Source organism: Campylobacter sp. MIT 97-5078 (assembly GCF_006864455.1).
GTDB lineage: Bacteria > Campylobacterota > Campylobacteria > Campylobacterales > Campylobacteraceae > Campylobacter_D.
This window is the reverse complement of record NZ_QHLK01000018.1, coordinates 1-22,308: the sequence shown is the minus strand read 5'-3', so window position 1 is coordinate 22,308 and position 22,308 is coordinate 1. Positions and strand designations below refer to the sequence as shown.

General features: G+C 32.4%; 19 protein-coding genes and 1 pseudogene. 15 read left to right on the top strand and 5 right to left on the bottom strand.

All coding sequences use genetic code 11. The features are described 5' to 3' along the window. The 3 genes and pseudogenes from DMB91_RS08930 to DMB91_RS08130 form a co-directional block, all read left to right on the top strand. Window positions 1–570 (top strand): annotated as a pseudogene (locus DMB91_RS08930) (hypothetical protein); the annotation flags it as partial. After that, complete coding sequence (hemE, locus tag DMB91_RS08135) at window positions 567–1,589, top strand: uroporphyrinogen decarboxylase (protein WP_034906070.1); 1,023 nt, start codon at window positions 567–569, stop codon at window positions 1,587–1,589. The pseudogene DMB91_RS08930 and the gene hemE, both read left to right, overlap by 4 nt. A 5-nt stretch (window positions 1,590–1,594) precedes the next feature. Beyond that, entirely contained in the window at window positions 1,595–2,491 is an 897-nt protein-coding gene (locus tag DMB91_RS08130; RefSeq protein ID WP_034906103.1) for a radical SAM protein, read from the top strand. Here the strand turns inward: DMB91_RS08130 and DMB91_RS08125 are convergent. Next, a complete protein-coding gene (locus DMB91_RS08125; protein ID WP_034906073.1) occupies window positions 2,468–3,205 on the bottom strand; it encodes an EI24 domain-containing protein in 738 nt (245 codons plus the stop codon). The genes DMB91_RS08130 and DMB91_RS08125 overlap by 24 nt on opposite strands. A gap of 105 nt (window positions 3,206–3,310) precedes the next feature. After that, window positions 3,311–4,006, bottom strand: a complete 696-nt coding sequence (locus tag DMB91_RS08120; RefSeq protein ID WP_034906077.1) for a dUTP diphosphatase — start codon at window positions 4,004–4,006, stop codon at window positions 3,311–3,313. Between the two features lie 93 nt (window positions 4,007–4,099). On the opposite strand from DMB91_RS08120, the gene DMB91_RS08115 reads away from it, so the two are divergent. Next, window positions 4,100–5,509 (top strand): glycosyltransferase family 8 protein, encoded by a 1,410-nt coding sequence (locus DMB91_RS08115; RefSeq protein ID WP_034906080.1) that lies wholly within the window; start codon window positions 4,100–4,102, stop codon window positions 5,507–5,509. Here DMB91_RS08115 and DMB91_RS08110 read toward each other — a convergent pair. Further along, window positions 5,506–6,060: a hypothetical protein gene (locus tag DMB91_RS08110; protein WP_034906083.1), complete on the bottom strand. Its 555-nt coding sequence runs from the start codon at window positions 6,058–6,060 to the stop codon at window positions 5,506–5,508. The genes DMB91_RS08115 and DMB91_RS08110 overlap by 4 nt on opposite strands. Window positions 6,061–6,139: 79 nt before the next feature. Here DMB91_RS08110 and DMB91_RS08105 point away from each other — a divergent pair, with 79 nt between their 5' ends. The 6 genes from DMB91_RS08105 to DMB91_RS08080 all read left to right on the top strand — a co-directional run bounded on the left by DMB91_RS08105 (window position 6,140) and on the right by DMB91_RS08080 (window position 12,066). Then, the gene (locus tag DMB91_RS08105) at window positions 6,140–6,568 is read left to right on the top strand and encodes a hypothetical protein (protein ID WP_034906086.1); all 429 of its coding nucleotides are present in this window, start codon (window positions 6,140–6,142) and stop codon (window positions 6,566–6,568) included. A 204-nt stretch (window positions 6,569–6,772) separates the two neighbouring features. Further along, window positions 6,773–7,552, top strand: a complete 780-nt coding sequence (locus tag DMB91_RS08100; RefSeq protein WP_034906089.1) for an ABC transporter permease — start codon at window positions 6,773–6,775, stop codon at window positions 7,550–7,552. Continuing rightward, on the top strand, window positions 7,549–8,235 hold the full coding sequence (locus DMB91_RS08095; protein WP_034906092.1) for an ABC transporter ATP-binding protein: 687 nt from the start codon (window positions 7,549–7,551) through the stop codon (window positions 8,233–8,235). Before DMB91_RS08100 ends, DMB91_RS08095 begins: the two co-directional genes overlap by 4 nt. A gap of 76 nt (window positions 8,236–8,311) precedes the next feature. Then, the gene (locus tag DMB91_RS08090; protein WP_034906106.1) at window positions 8,312–9,430 is read left to right on the top strand and encodes a capsule biosynthesis protein; all 1,119 of its coding nucleotides are present in this window, start codon (window positions 8,312–8,314) and stop codon (window positions 9,428–9,430) included. Beyond that, the gene (locus DMB91_RS08085) at window positions 9,430–11,103 is read left to right on the top strand and encodes a polysaccharide biosynthesis/export family protein (RefSeq protein ID WP_034906095.1); all 1,674 of its coding nucleotides are present in this window, start codon (window positions 9,430–9,432) and stop codon (window positions 11,101–11,103) included. Before DMB91_RS08090 ends, DMB91_RS08085 begins: the two co-directional genes overlap by 1 nt. Window positions 11,104–11,115: 12 nt before the next feature. Beyond that, complete coding sequence (locus tag DMB91_RS08080; protein WP_034906098.1) at window positions 11,116–12,066, top strand: SIS domain-containing protein; 951 nt, start codon at window positions 11,116–11,118, stop codon at window positions 12,064–12,066. A gap of 199 nt (window positions 12,067–12,265) precedes the next feature. On the opposite strand, the gene DMB91_RS08925 is transcribed toward DMB91_RS08080, so the two are convergent. Beyond that, window positions 12,266–13,750, bottom strand: a complete 1,485-nt coding sequence (locus DMB91_RS08925) for a hypothetical protein (RefSeq protein ID WP_185900266.1) — start codon at window positions 13,748–13,750, stop codon at window positions 12,266–12,268. 171 nt (window positions 13,751–13,921) lie between these two features. On the opposite strand from DMB91_RS08925, the gene DMB91_RS08070 reads away from it, so the two are divergent. The 5 genes from DMB91_RS08070 to DMB91_RS08050 are packed head-to-tail and all read left to right on the top strand — an operon-like array spanning window position 13,922 to window position 21,144. Continuing rightward, window positions 13,922–16,450 carry a glycosyltransferase gene (locus DMB91_RS08070; RefSeq protein WP_034906534.1) on the top strand — a complete coding sequence of 843 codons (2,529 nt, stop codon included), beginning with the start codon at window positions 13,922–13,924 and terminating at the stop codon, window positions 16,448–16,450. Next, window positions 16,443–18,143 carry a hypothetical protein gene (locus DMB91_RS08065; RefSeq protein ID WP_034906532.1) on the top strand — a complete coding sequence of 567 codons (1,701 nt, stop codon included), beginning with the start codon at window positions 16,443–16,445 and terminating at the stop codon, window positions 18,141–18,143. Before DMB91_RS08070 ends, DMB91_RS08065 begins: the two co-directional genes overlap by 8 nt. 2 nt (window positions 18,144–18,145) lie before the next feature. Further along, window positions 18,146–19,555 carry a glycosyltransferase family 8 protein gene (locus tag DMB91_RS08060; RefSeq protein WP_143116890.1) on the top strand — a complete coding sequence of 470 codons (1,410 nt, stop codon included), beginning with the start codon at window positions 18,146–18,148 and terminating at the stop codon, window positions 19,553–19,555. After that, window positions 19,539–20,096 carry a dTDP-4-dehydrorhamnose 3,5-epimerase family protein gene (locus tag DMB91_RS08055; RefSeq protein WP_034906530.1) on the top strand — a complete coding sequence of 186 codons (558 nt, stop codon included), beginning with the start codon at window positions 19,539–19,541 and terminating at the stop codon, window positions 20,094–20,096. Before DMB91_RS08060 ends, DMB91_RS08055 begins: the two co-directional genes overlap by 17 nt. 1 nt (window position 20,097) lies before the next feature. After that, window positions 20,098–21,144: a GDP-L-fucose synthase family protein gene (locus tag DMB91_RS08050; RefSeq protein ID WP_034906529.1), complete on the top strand. Its 1,047-nt coding sequence runs from the start codon at window positions 20,098–20,100 to the stop codon at window positions 21,142–21,144. Window positions 21,145–21,150: 6 nt separating this feature from the next. Here DMB91_RS08050 and DMB91_RS08045 read toward each other — a convergent pair whose 3' ends face one another. Continuing rightward, the gene (locus tag DMB91_RS08045) at window positions 21,151–22,182 is read right to left on the bottom strand and encodes a GDP-mannose 4,6-dehydratase (protein ID WP_034906539.1); all 1,032 of its coding nucleotides are present in this window, start codon (window positions 22,180–22,182) and stop codon (window positions 21,151–21,153) included. Window positions 22,183–22,308: the final 126 nt, after the last annotated feature.

Genomic DNA, 22,308 nt, shown 5'->3' with positions numbered 1-22,308 from the left:
CAGGGAAGCTTTAAGAGTGAAATTTTAAATCACTACAATTTACGTTTTACGCATGGAATTTTTCACGAAGATCATGACTTTGGCACGATTTTATTTGCTTTAGCAAAAAAGATCGCTTATATAAATGAGGCTTTGTATGTGTATAGGATAAGATTAGTTTCTACTATGAGTGGGCAAAAGATAAAACAAATGCCTCAAAAAATGCCTAGCTTTTTACTTGCTCTAAAGCCTTATTTTAAAGACTATCAAAGTTTAAGGGCGTATTTTAAAGCATATTGCTTTGTTAAACTTGCTCTTGTGATCGAGGATTTTCACAATCAAAAGTCTTTAAAAGATGAGGATTTTAAACTTCGATTTAAGGACTTTTTTACCCTAAGCACGCTGACTTATCTTAAAATATTTAAAATTTCCTTACAAAATGATCCACTTGACATCAAAGCCCTTTTAGCAAAATTCAAGCTTGCAAAGGTTACAATTCTTGCACATTTTTTTAAAGATTTACACAGACAGCCTAAAAAACTGAAGTTTATATCAAATTTGAAGTATTTGCTTAAAAAGGAGAATAAATGATTTTCATCGACGCTTGTTTTAAAAAGCCTACTCCTTATACTCCTGTGTGGATGATGCGTCAAGCTGGACGCTATTTGCCTGAATATATGGCAGTTCGCACTAAAGCTGGGGATTTTCTCTCACTTTGTAAGGATTATAAGCTTGCAAGTGAAGTAAGCTTGCAACCTGTGGATATTTTAGGCGTTGATGCAGCGATCATTTTTTCTGATATTTTAGTTGTGCCTTTAGAAATGGGTATGAAACTTCGCTTTGAAAAGGGCGAAGGACCTGTGTTTGATGAGCCCATTTTTACTTTAGAGCAAATCAATGCCCTTGATACTCAAAAAGCTGTAAAAAATCTAAGCTATGTCTATGATGCCCTTTCTTTAACGCGTGAAAAACTGCCTCAAGATAAAGCTCTCATTGGCTTTTGTGGCTCACCTTGGACTATAGCAACTTATATGCTTGAGGGCAAGGGGAGTAAAAATTATGCTCAATCAAAGCGAATTTTGTATGAAAATCCAGAACTTTTACACAGCTTGCTTGATAAACTTACTCAAACCTTAAAACTTTATCTTGAGGCACAGATCAAAGCTGGAGCAAATGCCTTGCAAGTCTTTGATAGCTGGGCAAGTGCCTTAGAAAAAGAGGCTTTTTTTGAGTTTTCCTTTTCTTATATGCTTGAGATTTCAAATTTTATCAAGCAAAATTATCCTCATATCCCTGTAATCTTGTTTCCTAAAGGTGTGAGCGGATATTTAGCTCATATAAAAGGCGATTTTGATGTTTTTGGGGTGTCTTGGGACACGCCTTTAGAGCTTGCAAGAGATAGTTTAAGCCAGCATTATACCTTGCAAGGCAATCTTGAACCTTGTCGTTTATACTCAAAACAAGCCATCGCAGAAGGCGTAAAAGAAATCTTAAGCATAATGAAGGGTAAAAATCATATCTTTAACTTAGGGCATGGCATTTTACCAGACATTCCTGTAGAAAATGCAAAGTATTTTATCCGCCTTGTGCAAGAAAGTTCAGCTCTTTGAGTGATATAGTTTTTGGACCTGTGAGCTCAAGACGTTTTGGGCTGTCTTTAGGCGTGGATTTAAGTCCTTTTGGCAAGCAATGCAATTTTGATTGTGTGTATTGTGAGCTTGAGCCTAAAAAAGCTCAAAGTAAGCAAACACAAAGTGCAAGCCTTGAAAGCATCATTAAAAGCGTGCAAGCTAAGATTGATGAGGGTATAAATTTTGACTTCATTACACTTACTGCAAATGGTGAGCCAAGTATGTATGAAAAGCTAAATGAGCTTATACAAGCCCTTCAAAATATAAAAAAAGACAAAAAGCTTCTCATCTTAAGCAATGGCACAGCAGTTTTAGATGAGGCTAAATTTAAAGCTCTTTTAGCTCTTGATGTGGTTAAATTTAGCCTTGATAGTGCGGTGCAAAAGACTTTTTTGCGAGTAGATAAAGCCTTAAAAGGTATAGAAGTAAAAACGCTTATAGAAAAAATGAGTGAATTTAGCAAGGCTTTTAAAGGAGAACTTGTTATGGAAGTGCTTGTGGTGCAGGGTTTAAATGATACAAAGGCTGAGTTTGAAGTCTTAAATGAAGCTTTTTTAAAAATACAACCAGATCGCATTGATATAAGCACCATAGATCGCCCTCCAGCCTATGCTGTAAAGGGTGTAAGTGAAGATACGCTTAGCGAGCTTAGCGAGCTTATCACGGCTTCTCCTTGTGTAATTGCTAGAAGACATTATGTAAAAGAAGAGCTTGATTTAAGCGAGAATGAACTTTTAAAAATGCTTCATCTTCGCCCACAAAGTAAGCAAGATATAGAAATGAAATTAAGTCTAAAAAGCCAAAGCCTACTTGAACAACTTGTCAAAGAAGGCAAGGTTTATACTCAAAAACTTGCTTCAATGCTCTTTTATAGGGCTTAAATTTGCTTTTAAGCCAAGCACTTTTTGATAAAACAAATGTGTTAAAAAAATCACAAAAAACACCTGTAAAAACAAGCCAGCCAAAGGCACAGAAGAAATAAGATAAAACACAAGGGTGCTTAGTTTAAACTCAAGTGGCGAACTTTTGGCGTAAAAGGCTTTAAATTCATTGTCATTAAGCATTGAGCTTGCTACATCAAGGATTAAAAGCTTGTGAAAAAGATAATAAAATACAAGATAAAACACAAATAAATTTACAAAAGGCACAAGATAAAGCAAGCAAGCACAGCCAAATAAAAGTAAAAATTTCACAAAGATCACAAACATTTTAAACAAGGCTTTAAAAAAAGAAACTTGTTCTTTAAGATCGTGTTGGTAATACTTAGCATTAATTTCTTTGCAGATAAAAGGCGTTAAAAAGCTCACGACTAAAATCGCAAAAAATACAGAAGCAAACACCACTAAAAAAGAAGCTGACATGATCCCAAGCAAAGCTAGGATAAACTGAAAAATCGCAAAGCTATAAAGCCACGCTAAAAACGAGCCTTCCTCTGCGTTTGCAAATAAAGCATCAAAATACTCAAACAAAAAATTAAAAGCAAAATATGCTAAAATCACAAACAAAAAAAAGCTTAAAACCAAAGGCACAAGGGAAAATTTTAAAAATTTCTTTGTAAAAAAGTCTTTTAGAGCAAGTGAAAAAACTTCAGTCATGAAAATAGCCTTGTTTGCTTGATGAAAGAAAATTTGTTAATCTTGCTAACAATTTACAAAAGTCTAAAAAATACGTAAATTTTAGCATACGAACACACTTTATATTTATTTTTTAAACCGAGTATAAAGCTTATCTAGTTCTTGATATATGGCGTCAAACTCAAGTTGAGTTTTTAAAATTTCATTTAAAATTTCATTATCCTCTTTATCGCCCCATATTTTTTGATATTTTCCTTCTTTGTAGCCGTGATCTTGACGAAATTTATTTAAGACATTTTTGCCTATATAGGCTTTATAAAGGTTGTAAAGATTTAAACCACACTTCATTGACAAGGTAAAAAATGCTGATAAAAGCTCGCCCATATCAAAGCCAAAACCACTACATTTGTGGATAATCAGCTCTATATCATTAATAATGCCATAAATATCATCTTCTTTTGGTTCGCCAGCTTCTTTGCAAAAGTCATTAAATACGCTTACCGAGCTAAGCTCTTCGGCTATAAATACCTTATCATCAATGCCTTTGTTTTTATACTCTTCAAGCGTTAAAGAAAGTATAAAATGCCAAATATCCACAAGCTCTATACGCACATTATCCCAATTCGTTGGTGCTGCAATGCTTTTCCAATGCTTCCAAGCAAAAGAATCAATAAGTTCAGCACATTCCATATAAATGCACCGTCTAAAGCTGATGAGCTTGCCCTCTTTAGTATAGCCTTGTTCCCAACCCTTGCCGTTTGTTTCATCATTTAGCTTTTGTTGTAAAAGAAGCATTTTTTCGATGATGTTGTTTTGAGTCATTTTTTTTCCTTGAATAAAGTTTTATTATAGCAGATTTTTAGCTTAAATTGTATATACTTCACTCTTAAAGATTTATATTTTGAAAGGAAAGGTGTGTTTCATATCGTTTTTTGTGCTGATGAAAAATACATCAAATTCGCAGCTGCTATGATGCGAAATATCATCTTAAAAACAAATACCCAGCACACTTTTAAAGACTTTTTTAAAGAAAAGGAATTACTCTTTTTACATCCTCAAAAAAGTTCATATTCAAAACTTTCTTATGAAAGCTTAAGCCAGATTGAACAAAAAGAAGGCTATGTTTTTCACATTTTAGCTAAAAATATTACTTTAAAAAGCAAAGAAAAGCTCACTAAGCTTTGTGATGAGCTTAGTTTTATTTATCCTTGTTCGTTTGAGGTGCATGAGATTGATGATGTAAAATACAAAAATACCTATGCGTATAAGGGAAGTTTTGTAGCCAATTTTTTACTTGAGTTTGCAAATTTTGTGCCTTTAGACATTAGAAAAGTTCTTGCTTTAGACCTTGATATGTATGTAAATACAGACTTAAGAGAGCTTTTTACGCTTGATTTAAAAGATTTTGTTCTTGCAGCGGCTTTTAACTACACTTTAAAATTTAAATGGTTTAATACGGGCTTTATACTCTTTAACGCCGTTTTGTGGCGTGAGCTTGATATACAGCAAAAATGCTTTGATTATATATGTGAGTTCAAGCCAGAGCTTCCTGATCAAGCTGCTTTAAATATCTGCTGCAAAGATAGGGTTTTGCTTTTGCCCTTGCTTTATAATTTTTATCCGCACAATGAAAATCAAAGCAGGGATTTTTTCAAAGATGAGAGTAAATTTTACTCAAGTGAGCTTACTAGGGCTGAGTGGGAGCATTTAAAACAAAATGCAAGAATTATTCATTTTTTAGGCTGTTCTAAACCTTGGGAGGGTATATTTTCAAAGAAAAAAGATATTTTTATCTCGCATTTTAGAAAAAAATGGTGGCAAAATGCCTTGCATACATCTTTTTTTGCCGAAGAATTAAGAAATTTAGCTTTTTTGTTACAAGAAGAGGAGCTTTGGAATTTATTTTTGTATTTTGAAGAGAGTTTTAAAAAGCTTAATGAGAATTCAAAGCTTTTATCTGTGGATAAAGGGGGAGGGAGGGGGGCTGTAATTCGTTTTAAAAATGAGCTCGAATACAAGATAGGACAAGAAATGATGGGCGTTAAACTTCATTTTTTATCCTATATAAGTTTTGTTTTTAAGGCAAGAAAAATCATTAAAAAGCATATTAAAACTCAAGAAGCTTACGAAGGATTAATCAGCATTAATCCAAACTTAGCTCTGCCAAAGCTTGAAACTTACGTCGATTATACTCAGGCTATGGCTTTAAAACGTCAGCTTACATATAGACTTGGAAAAGCCTTTATGAAAGCTTATCAAAGCCCTTTTAAACTTGGTATGTTCGGGCTTTTAAGTGAAATTGAAAAGCTTAAAAAAGAGTTTTAAACAAGGAGATTAAGCCCATTTTCATCTTTGTTTTGAAGCCCTTTTTGCTGTTCTTTAAGCCTTTCTTGAATTTTTCCTAAAATTTCTTCGATGAGTTTTTTGCTATCTTCAAGCATATTGGTATTTTCTTGTGGCAAGCTACTTTGATGTTCTTTGATGAGAGAATTAAATTGATCAACCAAAGAACTCATTGTTGCATTTGTGGTATTTTCATCGCTTGGAGTTGGTAAGAGATTGGCGATTTTCATCGCATTTTCAATGAAATTTTTTGGTTTTAAGCCCCCAAGCTTTGAGTTTTCTAAAAAGTCGCTGATGATTGGTTCTATCTCTTTCATTGCGTTTTGAATTTCATCTAAGTCCTGTTGGGTAAGTTGTGAGCCTTGATAAGTAAAGCTAAAGCCGTATTCTCGGCGTAAATTTAAGTTTTGTTTATCGCTTTCTTGAGTATAGCTTACGCTTTGGTTGTCAAACATTGCCATAGAAAGGTTTTTACCACTAATTGTGGTGTATGAAAAGGCTAAATTTTGGTTTTTGCTTGTATCAACCTGCATTTTTTTATCCTTAATTGTAGTTCTGCTTTTACATCGACAATATTTTATTTTTTTTAACTTTTTTGGTTATAATTTTTTTATGCACGAAACAATCAAGCACTTTATTCATAAAATGAGGCTTTTAAGCCTTGCAAGTATCGATGATATGGCTTTTAATATAAAAATTCCAAGTCAAATTCCTTTAAGTGTATATGTTGCGAATGCTTTTTATGCCTTTGATGAAGAGAGTTTAAGCCTTATTATCGCTTCTGATTGCAATTCAAAGCATGTAAAGTTAAGCTTAAAGCACCCAAATATAGCCGTAAATATCGCCAAAGACAGCAAAATCGCTCTTTTAAAAGGAGTGCAAATCAAGGCTGTTTTTGAAAAAGCAAGTGAGGCACAAAAAAAGATTTATCTAAAACGTTTTATTTTTGCAAGGTTTGCAAAGACTGACTTTTACGCCCTAAAGATAGTATGGGCGAAATTTACGGATAATCAGTTGAGCGAAAAAATTTATTTTCCATGAGGCTTTTGTTTTTTCACCTTATTTTTTCTATATTTTACAGCGGTTTAATCATCTTTTTTGTGTTTAAAGTTAAGTGTTTAAAGCATTTTAAAATGTAAAAAACTTTAGAAATTTGAGTTTGATTAAATCTTTTTGGTTACAATCTAAAAAATTAATTTTAAGGCTAAGGACGGCATTTGAGGCATTTAAAAGGCGAACAATATAATGTTTAATGTCATTTACGCACTTTTTTTTAGAGAGTTAAAAACTCGCTTCGGTAAGAATAGACGCTTGGGCTATATTTGGGTAGTTGGTGAGCCTATGACTCAAATTTTTGTGATTTTAACCGTAGTAACTTTGATCCGTGAGCAAACACATATGGTTGTTCCTGATGGTATATCAATTTTTATGTTTTTAGCAAGTGGAATTATCCCTTTTTTTATGTTTCGAAATATACTCACTCAAATGATGAGTGGCATTATGTCAAATTTGGGGCTTTTTGCGTATAAACCGGTCAAGCCTATCCATGTATTTATCGCAAGGACTTTGGTTGAATCATGCGTGTATTTTTTTATCTTTGTAATTTTAATGCTTCTTGTGGGTTGGTTTAGCCCGATCAATGTCCTGCCGTATCATTTTTTAGAAGTGTATTTGTGCTTTTTGTTTTTAGTGTTTTCTGGTTTTTGTTTAGGGCTTTGTATGAGTATATTAAATCACCTTGTTGATGTGCTAAAGTCTATTTTGCCTTATGTTGGCATAGTTATTTATATCACTTCAGCTGTGATTTATCCAAGCTGGATTGTGCCTGATGCTTTATTTGAAATTTTACTCTATAATCCATATTTGCATATCATGGAGACTTTAAGAATGAATTATTTTGAAAACTATCCTGTGCGAGATGGTATAACCTTGCTGTATCCTTTGACTGTAAATGTAGTGCTATTGCTTGTGGGGCTTTGGTTTTATTATCATAAAAGACAAGAACTTTCAGCGAGCAGAGTATGATAAAACTTGATCGTATCACGAAATTTTACCCCTTAACAAATGGTGGCAAGCATTATGTTTTTAGGGATTTTACCTTTGAATTTCCAGATGGTTGCTCTATCGGTTTGATGGGTAAAAATGGGGCTGGAAAATCAACTTTAATGAATATGCTTAGTGGAGCTGAAGTGCCAAATAAGGGCAAAATTCTTACTAATGTGCGAATCTCTTGGCCCCTTGGGCTTGGTGGAGGCTTTCAAAGTGCTTTGACAGCAAGAGAAAATATAGCTTTTGTGGCACGAGTTTATGGCTGTAGAGGCAAAAAATTACGCGAGAAGATCGAGTTTGTGCAAGATTTTGCTGAGATTGGTAATTTTTTTGATGAGCCGATGAGTACTTATTCAAGTGGTATGCGTTCGCGCATAGGCTTTGGTTTGAGCATGGCTTTTGACTTTGATTATTATTTGATCGATGAGGCTGGTGCTGTGGGTGATCCAGCATTTGCGAAAAAAAGTCGTAAGTTATATGAAGAAAAGCTTTCAAGCTCAAAAGTAATCATGGTTTCCCATAATATTGCTGAGATTAAGCAGTGGTGTGATAAGATTATCTTGCTTCATGATGGTATTGTTGATGTGTATGATGATGTTGATGAGGGCATAGCTGTGTATCAAGGCGAGATTAAGGGTATAACGCATGAAAAAAAATAATATCATCGCTCGTATCAAAAACAAAGAAGTGCTTGCTAAACTGAAACAATTTAATTCAGCAAAAACCTTTAGAACCATTCAAGAAAATTCTTTCTCACAAAAGCTTAAAAGTTTTTTTTTGCTTGATAGCTATAAGGTTATACTTGTTTTGATGGCTTTTGTTTTGGGGTATTATTATTTTATCGCGGCTGATCGCTATGTGAGCGAAAGCGTGATAAGTGTGCGTTCCACAAATCCTGATTCAAGTTCAGATTCTTTAAGTGGTTTAACAACTTTGCTCGGTGGAAAAGGGGTAGCTTCAAATGAAGATATTGCTTATCTTAAGACTTATATTTTGTCTTTGGATATGCTTCAAATTTTAGATCAAAAGATAGGCATTCGCAAATTTTATGAAGCTCAAAAGCTTGATCCTTTCTTTTCTCTTAGCCCTTCAGCTGATCAAGAAAGCTTTTTGAAATTTTATCAAGCTCGGGTAAAGATCACGGATAATAACGGCTTACTCGTCTTGCAAGTTGAGGGCTTTACTCCAGAACAAGCTCATCTTATCGCTCAAAACATACTTGATGAAAGCGAACGTTTTGTGAATGAAATTTCGCACAAAGGTGCAAGAGAGCAGCTTACTTTTGCTGAAGAAGAGTTGATAAAATACAAGATTAAATACCAACAAAGTGCTGATGCGCTCACAGCTTTTCAAAACGAACATGGTGTTTTTGATCCTTTAAAAGAAGCTGAATCAAGAGCAAGTTTTATCGCCCAAATGGAAGGCAGTATCGCTGAAAAAGAAGCCAAACTTTTAGCTATGCAAAGCTATATCAACGAAAATGCTCCTCAACTAAACACTCTAAAAGCTGAAATTAGTGCGTTAAAACAACAACTTGAGATTGAAAAATCGCGCATTGCTTCAAGTTCAAATACATCAAAGCTTAATAACTTAGCCGCTGATTTTCAAAAACTTACCATTGAAGCTGGTTTTGCTGAAAGTGCCTATACAGCGGCTTTAAAAGCATTTGAAACAACAAGGATAGAAGCTATACGAAAGATCAAACAACTTGTCATCATTCAAAATCCTACCACTCCACAAAGCGCGATGTATCCTAAAAAGCTGTATAATATCATCACAATTTTTGTGATCTTAAGCCTTGTTTTTGGGGTAGCAAAGCTTATAAAAACGATCATAGAGGAGCATAAATACTAATGAAAAAAATTATAATAAGCCTCATTTTGCCACTATTAGCCTTGGCTGTTGATATATCACAAATTGCTGGAACGACAAGCACGAGCGTTTTAGCAAACGATTTAAACACTAGCTCAAATGCCACTTTTGAAAACAACACTTCAGCCCAATCAAATCTCGTCCAAACTCCAGTCATTCAAGTCTTTGGCTCTCATTTATTTGGTGGGAATTTCAGCAAAAATACCCAGCATGTGTATAATCCAGATTATAAAATCGCTGTGGGCGATCAAATCAGCCTTAAAATTTGGGGTGCAGTTGAGTTTGAACGCAATTTGGTTGTGGATTCTCAAGGCAATATTTTCGTGCCTCAAGTTGGAGCGATTAAGGTTTTAGGCGTAAGAAATGCTGATTTGCTTAAGGTTATTCAAGCTAGCGTAAGTAAAATTTATAAAAACAATGTCTTTGTGTATGCAGATATGAACGCTTATCAAAGTGTGAGCGTTTTTGTAACGGGAAATGTCAATGCACCCGGGCTTTATCAAGGATTAAGTTCAGATTCGATAATCCAATACCTTGACAAAGCAAGTGGCATAAATTTGGACTATGGAAGTTTTCGAAATATACGCATTTTAAGAGATGATAAACTTGTAGAAGAGCTTGATTTATATGATTTTTTGCTTAAGGGCAAGATGAACTTATTTGCTTTTAGGACAGGAGATGTCGTGTTTGTAGATAGCGTGCAAAAATACGCTTTTGCAAGCGGAGATGTGCAAAAACCCTTTCGCTTTGAGCTTAAAAATGATATTCTTACCTTACAAGACTTAGCCATAGTTGCTGGAGCAAAGCCTGTTGTTACAAATGCCATCGTTAAAAGCTATGCAGCTAATCATACCTTAGAAGTAAAAGCTTATACAAAAAAAGACTTTGCAAATGTAAAGTTAAATACCGGTGATGAGGTGGAGTTTCGTCCTGATTATACTGCTCAAAGCGTGAGTGTGAGGATAGAAGGCGAACATAGCGGACTTCATTCTGTAGTGGTAAGAAAAGGTACTACGCTTGAAGAAGTAGTTCGAAGTATCACCACAAACGCCCAATCAGATATTAACTCCGTGCAAGTGTTTCGAAAAAGTGTCGCACTGACGCAAAAAAAGCTTATAGAAGCCCAGCTTAAAGAGCTTGAAACGCTAGCTTTAACAGCCCCTGCGGTCAATGCTGATATAGCAGCTGTGCGTGCAACACAAGCAAAAACTATACTTGAGTTCATCGAAAGAGCAAAACAAGTGCAGCCAAAAGGACAAATCATCATCGATGATGCAAGAGCTTATAAAAATATAGTGCTTGAAGAAGATGATCTTATCGTCGTTCCAAGCAAAAATAATCTTGTTTTAGTTCAAGGTGAAGTTGCTTTGCCGGGGGCTTTTGTATATATGCATAATGAAAAAATGCGTTATTATATACAACTTGCCGGTGATTTTAGTCAAAGAGCTGATAAATCAAGAATCCTTGTCATACGCTCAAATGGTAAGGCTGAAAAATATGCCGCAAGCTTTTTTGGTTCAGGCACGAACATAAAGCCCGGAGATAGCATACTCGTCCTACCAAAAGTTGATAGTCAAGATCTTCAAGTTGTAAGTATGCTCACTCAAATTTTATACCAAATCGCCATTGCAACTAATGTTGTGCTGAATTTATGATGAGGAAAAATGATGAAAAATACTATCTTAAATATCGCTAAAGAAGTCTTTGAGATCGAGGCTAAAACCATACAAGACTTGGCTTTAAGGCTTGATGAGAAATTTGTAAAAGCTATAGAATTAATTTTGAAAATCAAAGGACGTTGCGTCATTAGTGGCATGGGAAAATCAGGGCATATAGGGGCAAAAATCGCCGCAACCCTAGCAAGCACAGGCACACCAAGTTTTTTTATGCACCCAGCTGAAGCTTTACATGGCGATCTTGGAATGCTTACAAATGAAGATTTGCTTTTAGCGATCTCAAATTCAGGCGAAACAGAGGAGATTTTAAAGCTTATACCAGCAGTGAAAAGATGCCAAATTCCACTCATTGCAATGTGCGGTGCAGCTAAATCAACCTTAGCCAAGCAAGCTGATATTTTTTTAGATATTTATGTCAAAAAAGAGGCATGTCCTTTGCAACTTGCTCCTATGAGTAGCACTACAGCTACGCTTGCTATGGGCGATGCAATCGCTGCTGCTTTGATGAAAGAGAGAAAATTCAAGCCAGATGATTTTGCTTTGTTTCATCCGGGAGGAAGTTTGGGACGAAAATTACTCACAAAAGTAGAAGATTTGATGGTGAAAAAGCTTCCTATAGTCAGTCCTGAAACGAATTTTAATGAACTTGTTGATGTGATGACAAGTGGAAAATTAGGACTTTGTATAGTTTTAGAAGATGAAAAACTCATAGGCATCATCACAGATGGAGATTTAAGAAGGGCTTTAAAGGCAAATGATAAGCCAAGATTTGATTTTTTAGCTAAAGAAATCATGAGTAAAAATCCAAAAACAATAGATGCAAATGCTATGGCAACAGAAGCTGAAGAGCTAATGATAAAACATAAAATCAAAGAAATCCCAGTATCAAAAAAAGGTAAAATCGTAGGCATTATCCAGCTTTATGATATAGGCAGGGTGTGATTTGGAACTTTTGTTTTGATTTATCTTTAAATTTATTTTTTGCTTTGTCTAAAAACCTTATATGTGGTGCAAGAGTAGAGGGTTTTTCTTTTCAAAAAGCTAAAATACATTTTTTAAAATTGTCAGTTGTTTTTTATGATAGTATTTTTTTTGTTTTGTTAAATTTATTATTAAGCTTTAGAAGAAGATTTAGGTAAATTTATTTTATTTTCCTAAATTCTTTCTTTATTCTACCTACATCAACAAAAATGAATTTTATATATCCACCTTTATACCAAGTTTTGTGTGCTTTGATAAAAGCAGAGCCTAATTTATAAGATAAATGCTCTTTAAGTTTTAAGGCTTCTTTATAATCTATATAAGTTTCAAGTGGAGGAAGTTTTGAATTTGGATTGTTTTTTATTTTTTCTTGATAAATTCTTTGTTCTTCTTTGTGTTTATCTTTTATATATGATAAAACATAAAGCATTCTTATATATCCAAGTAAAGATTTTGAATTTTCTATTATAGTTGAGCCTATTTTATAGGCCAAGTGATTACGAATTCTGTTCTTAGCGCTATTGTGCATTTGAAAAGTTAAAAATGAACTATTAGCTTTGTTTTGATCTAAAATTTGTTTTAAATTTGGAAAATCTTGTAATTTTTCAAAACTTTTATATTTTAAAAAGTCCCAAGATACAAGATTTAAAATTGCTTGTGCGTAGGTAAAAATTCCATCCCTATCATTATCAATATATGCTTTAGAAAAGTCCTCATATATACTATCAAGTTTAAAATTTGATAAGATATTGAGCAAAAATTCATAATGTATTGAGCTTTTATGAATGAGCTCTATAGTAATGTTACCGTATTTATTTCTTCTTATGGTTTTATCTAAAGTCTTATTATCTTCATATGAATTTGGCAAATAAGCTTTGTTTCTGTGATACTGTAGTGGGCTTTCTTGAGTGAGAAAATATGCTTCATCCTTATACTCAAAAACTTTATATTTATCACATAAAATACTATAAATACTCTGATCGTGTAAATTTTGTATAAACTCAGGATGTTCTTGAAGTTTAGAAGGACTATCATCAATAAGATGATAATGTGTATAAAACATACTAAGCCATTCTTTTATAAAATTTACAGTTCTTTCACATTTTTTAATAAAAACAACACCGGCTGCATGGTTGTAAGAATTTAAAAAAGCTTCATTAGTTCTTAAGCCATAGTGTTCAAGCAAGTCCGCTTTGTTGCATATTTTCTGAGGCACTTTGGTACGTGTTGCCATGATTTCATGTTCATTAAGCTCATCAAATATCTTGAAAAGCTCAGCTTGCCTGTCAGTATTAAACTCAAAACCTATATCGCAATAGATGAGCAAATCCCCTTCTTTGATTTGCTCTAAGACCATTAAAATAACTTTTGGTTTCCAAACCCAATATCCAAAACCTCGGCTAGCAATAAGCTTGCCCCCCCCCCCCATATCAATAGGAGTGCCAGAATTATAAAATTGCCCTATACTTCCTTCACGAATATAAAATTTATCTTTAAACTCTTCTTTAAAGTCTAAAGGTAAGCTTGCTTCAGTATAAATAAAAATATCATCAAAAGCTCGCATTGCTAAAGCATTTTTATGAAAACGATTAGCACTAATGCCAAGTCTTATATCCCCAAAACTTGCTAAATATCTTTTTTGCATCAATCTTACCTCATTACAATTTTACTTCAAAGTAAATTTTTATTTTTAAACTTTGATTTGATATTATACCAAATAAAAGGTAAATCTATAAATTAAATAAAGCTTATATTTATTTATTTTTTGATATAATTTTGTTCTTGTATATTAAAAATACTGAAATAAGGTGAAACTTTGGCAACTTTTTTAACTCCCAAAAAACTTAAAAAACTTAGAGAAAATCCAAAAGCTTTTTTTGGAGATGCCTTAAAAAAAAGGATATTTCCTATTCAAATTTTTTTAAAAAGATTTAAACCTAAAAAATACAAAGCCTATCAAAAATATGTCATTGTTTCTGCTGTGTATAATGTTGAAAAGTATCTAGATGATTATTTTAGATCCATTATTAAACAAAGACTTGATTTTAAAAAAAATATTATTATTATTTGTGTAGATGATGGAAGTAGTGATAATTCGGCAAAAATTATTCGAAAATATCAAAATCAATTTCCAGAAAATATCATTTATCTTCACAAAGAAAACGGCGGGCAGGCAAGTGCGAGAAATTTAGGACTTGAATATTTGGATAATAATCTGTCAAAACTAGCTTTTGCTCCTACTTGGATTACTTTTACGGATCCTGATGATTTTTTAGATTCTGAGTATTTTTATAATATAGATAATTTTTTATGTAAGCATAAAAACAAAGATATAAGGTTGGTAGGTTGTCCTTTGATTCTTTATTATGAAGCAAGCCAGAAAACATCTCTTGATAATCAATTTCATTATGTATTTGAAAAAGATGAATACATAGTGTCAAATTATCATATCGATGATACACTTTTTGGAGTGATGGCCTCAAGTGTCTTTTGCATTAAAAATTTAAAAAAACTTCGTCTTTTAGAAAGTATGAGATATGGCAATGAAGATACGGTGTTTGTTACTTGGTTTTTGCTTGAAAATGAAGATGGATTGACTGCTGTGTTGCCTTCTGCTAAGTATTATTATAGAAAGAGAAAAGATAAGTCTTCAACCATAGATACCATTCAAAAAGAAAAAAAGACTTATCTGCTTACCTTTAAGGAAGGATATCTAAAACTTTTAGAAGAAACTTTAGCTCAAAAGGCTTGCGTGCCTGATTTTGTGCAAAAGCAGGTTATCGTGGCTGTGGTGTGGAATCTACACTCTTTTGTCAATAATCCTAATGCCTTGTATTTTTTGAGTGAGGAAGAAAAAAAAGAATACCTTCAAACCCTGGATAAAATTTTTTCTTATATTAGCGATGATGTGATTCTTGATTTTCGGATTATCAATGCTTATGCTTTTCATCAAATAGGAATGCTTTATTGTTTTAAAAAAACACAAAGTCTAAACTACCAAAAAGCTTATATAGAAAAATATGATCATACAAATAATGAAATTCTTATTACATATTTTACTCCCGAGCCTAATGATAGTGCAAGAATCGTTTTAGATAATCAAGATATGAGTGCCATATCAAGCAAAATTGTGCAATATGATTTTTTAAATCGTGTTTTTATATATAAAAAATGTATTTGTGTGCGTTTGCCAAAAAGCTATGCCTTTAGACTTAAGCTTTTTGTAAAAGATTTAGAAATTTTTTCAACCAAAGTTAAAAAAGTTTTTACTGAAATACATAAAATTAAAGATGAATATGCCAAAAAATCTAATTTTTGGATTTTTATTGACGGAACAAATAATGCCGGTGATAATGCTGAGTGCCTTTATCGCTTTATTAAGAAAAACTATCCTGAACAAGAAATTTATTTTGCACTCAATAATAAATCATCTGATTGGCAAAGGCTTGAAAAAGAGGGTTTTGCTTTATTAAACATCAATTCCTTTGCCTTTAAAGGACAAATTCAACGATGTGCAAAAATATTTTCATCTAGACTTATTTATAGAGAATTTAAGTTTATCAAAGCTAAAGCTAAAGTCCAAAATCAATATTTTGTTTATTTGCCTAGCAATATTTTAAATTTTGCCAGCGATCTTTCAAATTTAATGAATACAATTAATGTAGATTTACTCATCAGTTCAAATGCTCAAGAATATAAAATGATTGTTCAGGATTTTAGTCATTATGATTTTACGGAAAAGGAAGTTAAGTATTTTGGTCATTCGCCTAGGCTTGAGTACTTGCTAGAACAAGAAGTTAAAATAGAAAATTTTATTTTAATCAAACCTATGTTTAGAAAATTTGAAAATTATAGCATGTTTAAAGAGAGTCTTTATTTTAAGAGATGGCATAGTCTTATTAATAACTCGCAATTTCAAGATTTAATAAAAACCTATAAATTAAAAATTGTCTTGAATCTTGAAACAGATGAGTATGTAGAGTTTTTTTCATCTTATGAATTCATAGAAATAAAAGTTGGAGATAGTTTAAATTTATTAGCAAAAGCGAGTATATTTCTTAGTGATTATCACCCATTTCTTTATGATGCTCATATCATTCAAAAGCCTAGCATAGCTTATCATTTTGAAAAAAAAGAGGAAATTTTAGAATTGTATTGTGAAGAGGCTTTTTTTGCGGATAATACTCTATGTTCTGTGTTGTATAACGAAGCCGAAGTTATAGAGAAAATAGAATTGTTCTTAAACCATGGCTTTGAAGTCAAAAAAGTGCCAAAACAAACAAAAGAAAAAAGTTGCAAAGAAATTTATGATTATATAACAAGGGGTATTAAAAAAAGTGATTGAACAAGATAATGGACCATATTTTGTCGCTGTAAGAGATGATGGGAGTGGGTCAAGGTTTTTATCCTTATTAAACGCATTTTATTTAGCAAGTATGATAGCTTCTGAAAAAAATGTGAAATTTTTTTGGAACGATTCAATAGTAATATATAAAGATGCAGTAAGTGCTGATAAGGGCAATAATTTTAGACAAGTGGGACAGCAAAGAGTTATAGGTAGTAGTATAGAAAAAAAAGAAGAGGTTTTTACTGAGGAATTTATTGAGAAATTTTTTCTTGAAAATACCTATTCATACAATACAAATTGGCTTTTTTCAAAGACTACTTATCCTAAGGAAATTTTTGAGGTTTCTACTTGGTTTGGCAAATTAACATTAAAAGATATAAAAGATAAATTTGATAATAAAGAATTTAAATTGTTCTTTGTTCATCATAGTAATATGGCTCAAGAGTTGCATTTGGATTTTATGGATTATAGAAGAAAAACTGAAGAAATTTGGAAAAAAATAGGTTTTGTTCCAAAACTTAAGCAGGTTATGGATATGGCTTTAAGTGCTGCACAAAGCTTGAATAAAAATTTTAATATCATTCACTTAAGAAGTGGAGATTCAATTTACAGCTACTGCAATTTGAGAAAATTTAATCTTCAAAGTGTTTATCATGCTGCATTATATGAGCTATCTATTGCTTTGGTTGAGAAAAAAATGCAGGGCGAAAATGTAGTTATTGTAGGAGATGATTTAGACTCTATAGAGCATTTAGTTAGGGTTATTGATAAAAAGAATGTCATTTCCATAGAAAAATTTAGAAAAAGTGAAGATTTTAGCACTTTAGAGCTTTTTCTTTTTGATGTGGTCTTCATGTCAGAAGCTAAAAAAATATATGGAACTTTTAGTGCTGTTATTAGACTTTCTGAATTGATAAATTCGGAAGTTAAATTATATAATTACTATGAAATCTTTGATATCCAAGAACAATACAAGATCGTTAAAGAAAATTTTAAGAAATTAAATTTACATCCTGATCAAAAAGCTTTTTCTTTATTTCATACATATTTACTAGCGAAGAAAAATAATCTAGCTACTAAAATTTTGCAATCTTATTTATATCAAGCTTTAGAGTATGATGATGACAATGATAAGTATAGAATACACATAGTGGATTGTTTTTTGCGAGATAAGCAATTTGATAAAGCAGAGGAATATTTAAAGAATGTTTTTAAAACAAGGAAGCATGAATATTTAGAGACCTTATTGTTACATGGGTGGGAGGGGGTAGTTTATGCTGAAGTTTTTGATAATTATTTTAGTGCCGCAACAGATCAATATCCTAATACTTTATTGGTGGCACAACGCATACTTGAAGAAAGATATGGCGCAGAGTATAGAATCAAAAATTATTTTTGTTATAAGCTTGGTCAACAAGTTATTGGATTGAAAAAAATTTCAAATATTTTAAAATTTCCTTATTCTTTGTATAAGCTTATCCAATCACAAAAAAGCAAAAAACAAAGAATGATAAAATTGCCACCTATAGAAACTTATAAAGACTATGATAGGGCATTAAAGATCAAAAGGCATCTATCTTATAGAATAGGTTTAATGTTAGTAGATGCACATAAAAATTGGTGGAGGGGCGGGTATATAATATATCCAGTTAATTTTTTTAAGGATATTACATTTAAAAAGAGGAAGTAATCATGCTCAATATTTGTTTTGGAGTGAGTGAAGAATATGTAAAATATGCCGCTGTAGTAATGACAAGTATTGTTAAAAATACAGACTTAAGTAAAACTTTTGCTGATATTTGTCAAGAAAAAGAGTATGAAAATCCTTCTAAAGACAAAGAAGATGGATATGCTTTTCATATTTTCACAGAAAATTGTTCAAAAGATGCTCAGCTTAAATTACAAAATATGATTGCTGACTTAAATAAAATTTATCCTTGCAATCTTATTTTTCATACGGTCGATATTAATGATTTTGATGGTTTTTCTAGGGTTCCTTGGTCTAATCATGCCGCGATGTTTTATAAAATTCAAGCACCAAGGATTCTTAATCATATTGATAAGTGTTTATTTTTGGGGGCAGATACTTTATGTGTTGGTGATATAAGGGAGCTTTTTGCTTTTGACTTAAAAGATAATATCATAGCTGCAGCTTGGGATTGCAATAATTATCATGGTTATGTAAGAATAGCTTTGAATAACGATCCTACAAAACCTGATTTGCGTTTTGATCAAGCTAAATATTATATAAACAATGATGTTATGCTTATTAATATTGAAAAGTGGAAAAGCAATAATATAGAAGAAAAATGTGCATATTATTTAAGAAATTATAAGCTGGAGGGAATTTTAGATGTTTTCCCATTAGTTACTGCTCCAAAAATACATCTATTGTCAAATAAATGGAATTTGATGGTTGGTATTTTTACCAGACCTCAAATTGGTTTAAAAAATACTTTTAAAGATGAATGTTCAACTCCTGTTTGGAATTACACTCAACAAGATTTGTTGGATATGTTACATGATGTTAAAATTGTGCAATTTTGTAATTATGAATGTTATAAGCCATGGGCTAATCCATATGATTTAAATTTCTATGGCTACGCAAAAGAATACATGATTACATATCCTTTTTATAATATTTGGTGGATGTTAGCTTTTTCTATTGATAGTTTAAGGCAAGATTTTGAATTTTTGAGGTTAAATATAGAAAAAAAAGCTCTTGATTTTTACTCTCAAATACTTAAAAAAAATACTTTTAAAAAGTTTGGTCATAAAAAAGATGGTGCAGTAGATATTGTTAAAAACCATTTGTCGTATAGGCTAGGACAGACCATAGTCAAAACAAGTTTTAATAATTTTTATAAACAGCCATTTAAATTATATAAGGATTTTAAAAATTTTAAACAATCCCATACTAAAAATACGAAAAAACTTGAAGACTATGCAGATTATGAAGAAGCTATGAAAATAAAGTCTCACCTATCATATCAAGTTGGCAATGCTTTGATAAAAAATCCTCTTATCTTTCCATTTAAGGTATTGAGCATTTATAGTAAATTTAAAAAGAAAAAAAGGAGTAAAAATGGCTATAGAATTTGATATTAAGCAAAGCTCTAAGCTTAAAGGTGTGTATATTATCACCCCAAATAAATTTCAAGATTTAAGAGGTGAGATTTGGACGGCTTTTACTGATGAGGATTTGGCAAAACTCGTGCCAGATGGCATTAAATTTAAACATGATAAATTTATCAACTCGCATTTTAATGTTTTACGTGGCATTCATGGCGATGAAAAAACTTATAAGCTTGTTACTTGCGTGTATGGCGAAATTTTGCAAGTTGTTGTTGATTGTAGAAAAGATAGCCCTACTTATTTGCAATATGAAAGTTTTATCATCAATCAAAACGAACAAAAACTCATCTTACTTCCACCAAATATGGGAAATGCCCATTATGTAAGAAGCAAAGATGCTGTGTATTATTACAAACTTGCTTATGAGGGCGAATACCTAGATGCCCCAGATCAATTTACCTTTGCATATAATGATGAAAGAATAGGCGTTGATTGGGGGTTTTTAAAGCCAATTCTTTCAAATAGAGACATAGAAGCTACTTTGCACGATTACACCAAAGGACATTAATATGCAAAAAAACTCTAAAATTTTCGTAGCAGGACATAAAGGTACAGCTGGCACGGCTTTGGTAGAAAATTTGCAAGCAAGAGGCTTTACAAATCTAGTGCTAAAAAGTCATGGCGAGCTTGATTTAAGTTCACAAGTAGCTGTACGCAAGTTTTTCATGCAAGAAAAGCCTGAATTTGTATTTATGGCAGCTGTGCTTCCTTGTGGGGCAGCTAATGTAGCTCAAAGAGCTGATTTTATCTATGAAAATACTATGATGCAAAACAATGTCATTCACTCAAGTTTTTTAAGTGGGGTAAAAAAACTTGTATTTTATGGCTCTGGTTATATGTATCCTGAGAAAGCTTTAAATCCACTCAAAGAGGAGTATTTATTTCAAGGTGAGTTAGAATACGGTGCAGCTTCTTTTGGCACAGCGAAACTCAGTGGAATTTTGATGTGTGAGGCGTATAATATACAATATGGCACGAATTTTTTATGCCTAGCCATTAACAATCTTTATGGCACAAGGGCAAATTTTGACTTTGCTAAGGCTAGAGTTTTACCAGCCTTACTCCGCAAATTTCATTTAGCTAAACTTTTAAGGGACAAAGATATAGATGCTTTAAAGCAAGATACCCAACTTAATGATGAATCTGAGCTTAAGGCTTTTTTAGATCGCTTTGGTATAAGTGAAAAAAGTGTTGAAATTTGGGGTACTGGCAAGGTAAGAAGAGAATTTTTACATAGCGATGATTTAGCTGATGCAAGCATTTTTGTTATGCAAAATGTAAATTTTAGTGATTTATACAAAAAGGGCGAAAAGTTCATCAAAAATACGCATATAAATGTTGGTACTGGTATTGATTATACCATAGCCGAAGTAGCTTTAATGGTAAAAGAAATCATAGGCTTTGATGGCGAGCTAGTTTTTAATGCTAATAAACCAGATAGTTCTATGGATAGGCTTATGGATTGTTCTAGAATCAATGCTTTAGGCTGGAAAAGCAAAATTTCACTTGAGGAAGGGATTAAAAAAATGTATGAATGGTATAAAAATCAAAATTAACTTGCATTAACGATTAAGTGGCAAACGTCCTTTTTTAATTTCATTTCGCCAGTGATCAAGTAAGTCTTTGAACATTTGTTTAGCTGGAATTTCAGGCTTCCAGTTAATAAAACTTTTGATTTTGGTATTATCAAACATTTGATAATCCGCATCAATTGGTCTTAAACGCTCTTTATCAGTTTGCACACTTATATCTTTTCTTGTGCTAAAAGAAAGTAAGATGTCTATGACTTCAGGAAGCTTAAAAGCCTCCTCCCCGGCTATATTAAAGGCTTCTCCGCAAGGTATATTTCCTTTTTTACTCTCTAAAGCAAGTAAATAGTACGCCCTTATGGCGTCTCTACAATCTTGAAAGGTTCTTATGCTTTCAAGATTTCCTATTTTGATAATAGGCTCTTGATAACCAGCTTCTATAAGAGCGATTTGCTTAGCAACTGTGCTTTCAAAAAAGACATCGCTTCTTCTTGGTCCGCTATGTGTTCCCATTCTTGTTACAAAAGTTTTTATACCATAAGCTTCACCATAAAAGCGTCCTAAATAATCCGTGCCGATTTTAGAGATGCTATACGGGCTTGCTCCGTGAAATGGGGTATTTTCATCAAGCTTAATGTCAGCTTTTGCTCTACCATAAACCTCGCTTGATGAACACACATGCACTATAGGATCGTAATTTTTGCTTTGTTTTAGGGCTCTTATATTTTCAAGTATATTAGCTGTGCCTATGATATTTGTTTGTAGGGTTTCTATGGGTATGTCAAAGGAAGTTTTTGGAAAAGATTGAGCTGCTAGGTGAAAGATAAAATCAGGCATATGAGTTTCAAAAAGCTTTTGCAAGCTTGAATAATCATTTAAATCCGCATAAAAAATTTGCAAGCGATCTTTTTTATTAATGCGATCTGTAAGATGATAGATATTATCCATACTTTCTTGCCAACGCATTAAAGCAATAATCTCATAATCAGTATTTGCTAACAAAAAATCAGCCATTTGCGAGCCAACTTGCCCAGTAAATCCTGTGATGAGGGCTTTTAAAGCCATTTTTCTTCCTTTGATCTTAACAAAAAATATATTGAAAATAGGGATTTTCAAACTTTTTACTAAAAGCCCATATACTAGATTAGCGAGCTAATATAAGGATTAAAATTATAACCAAAAAATTTATAT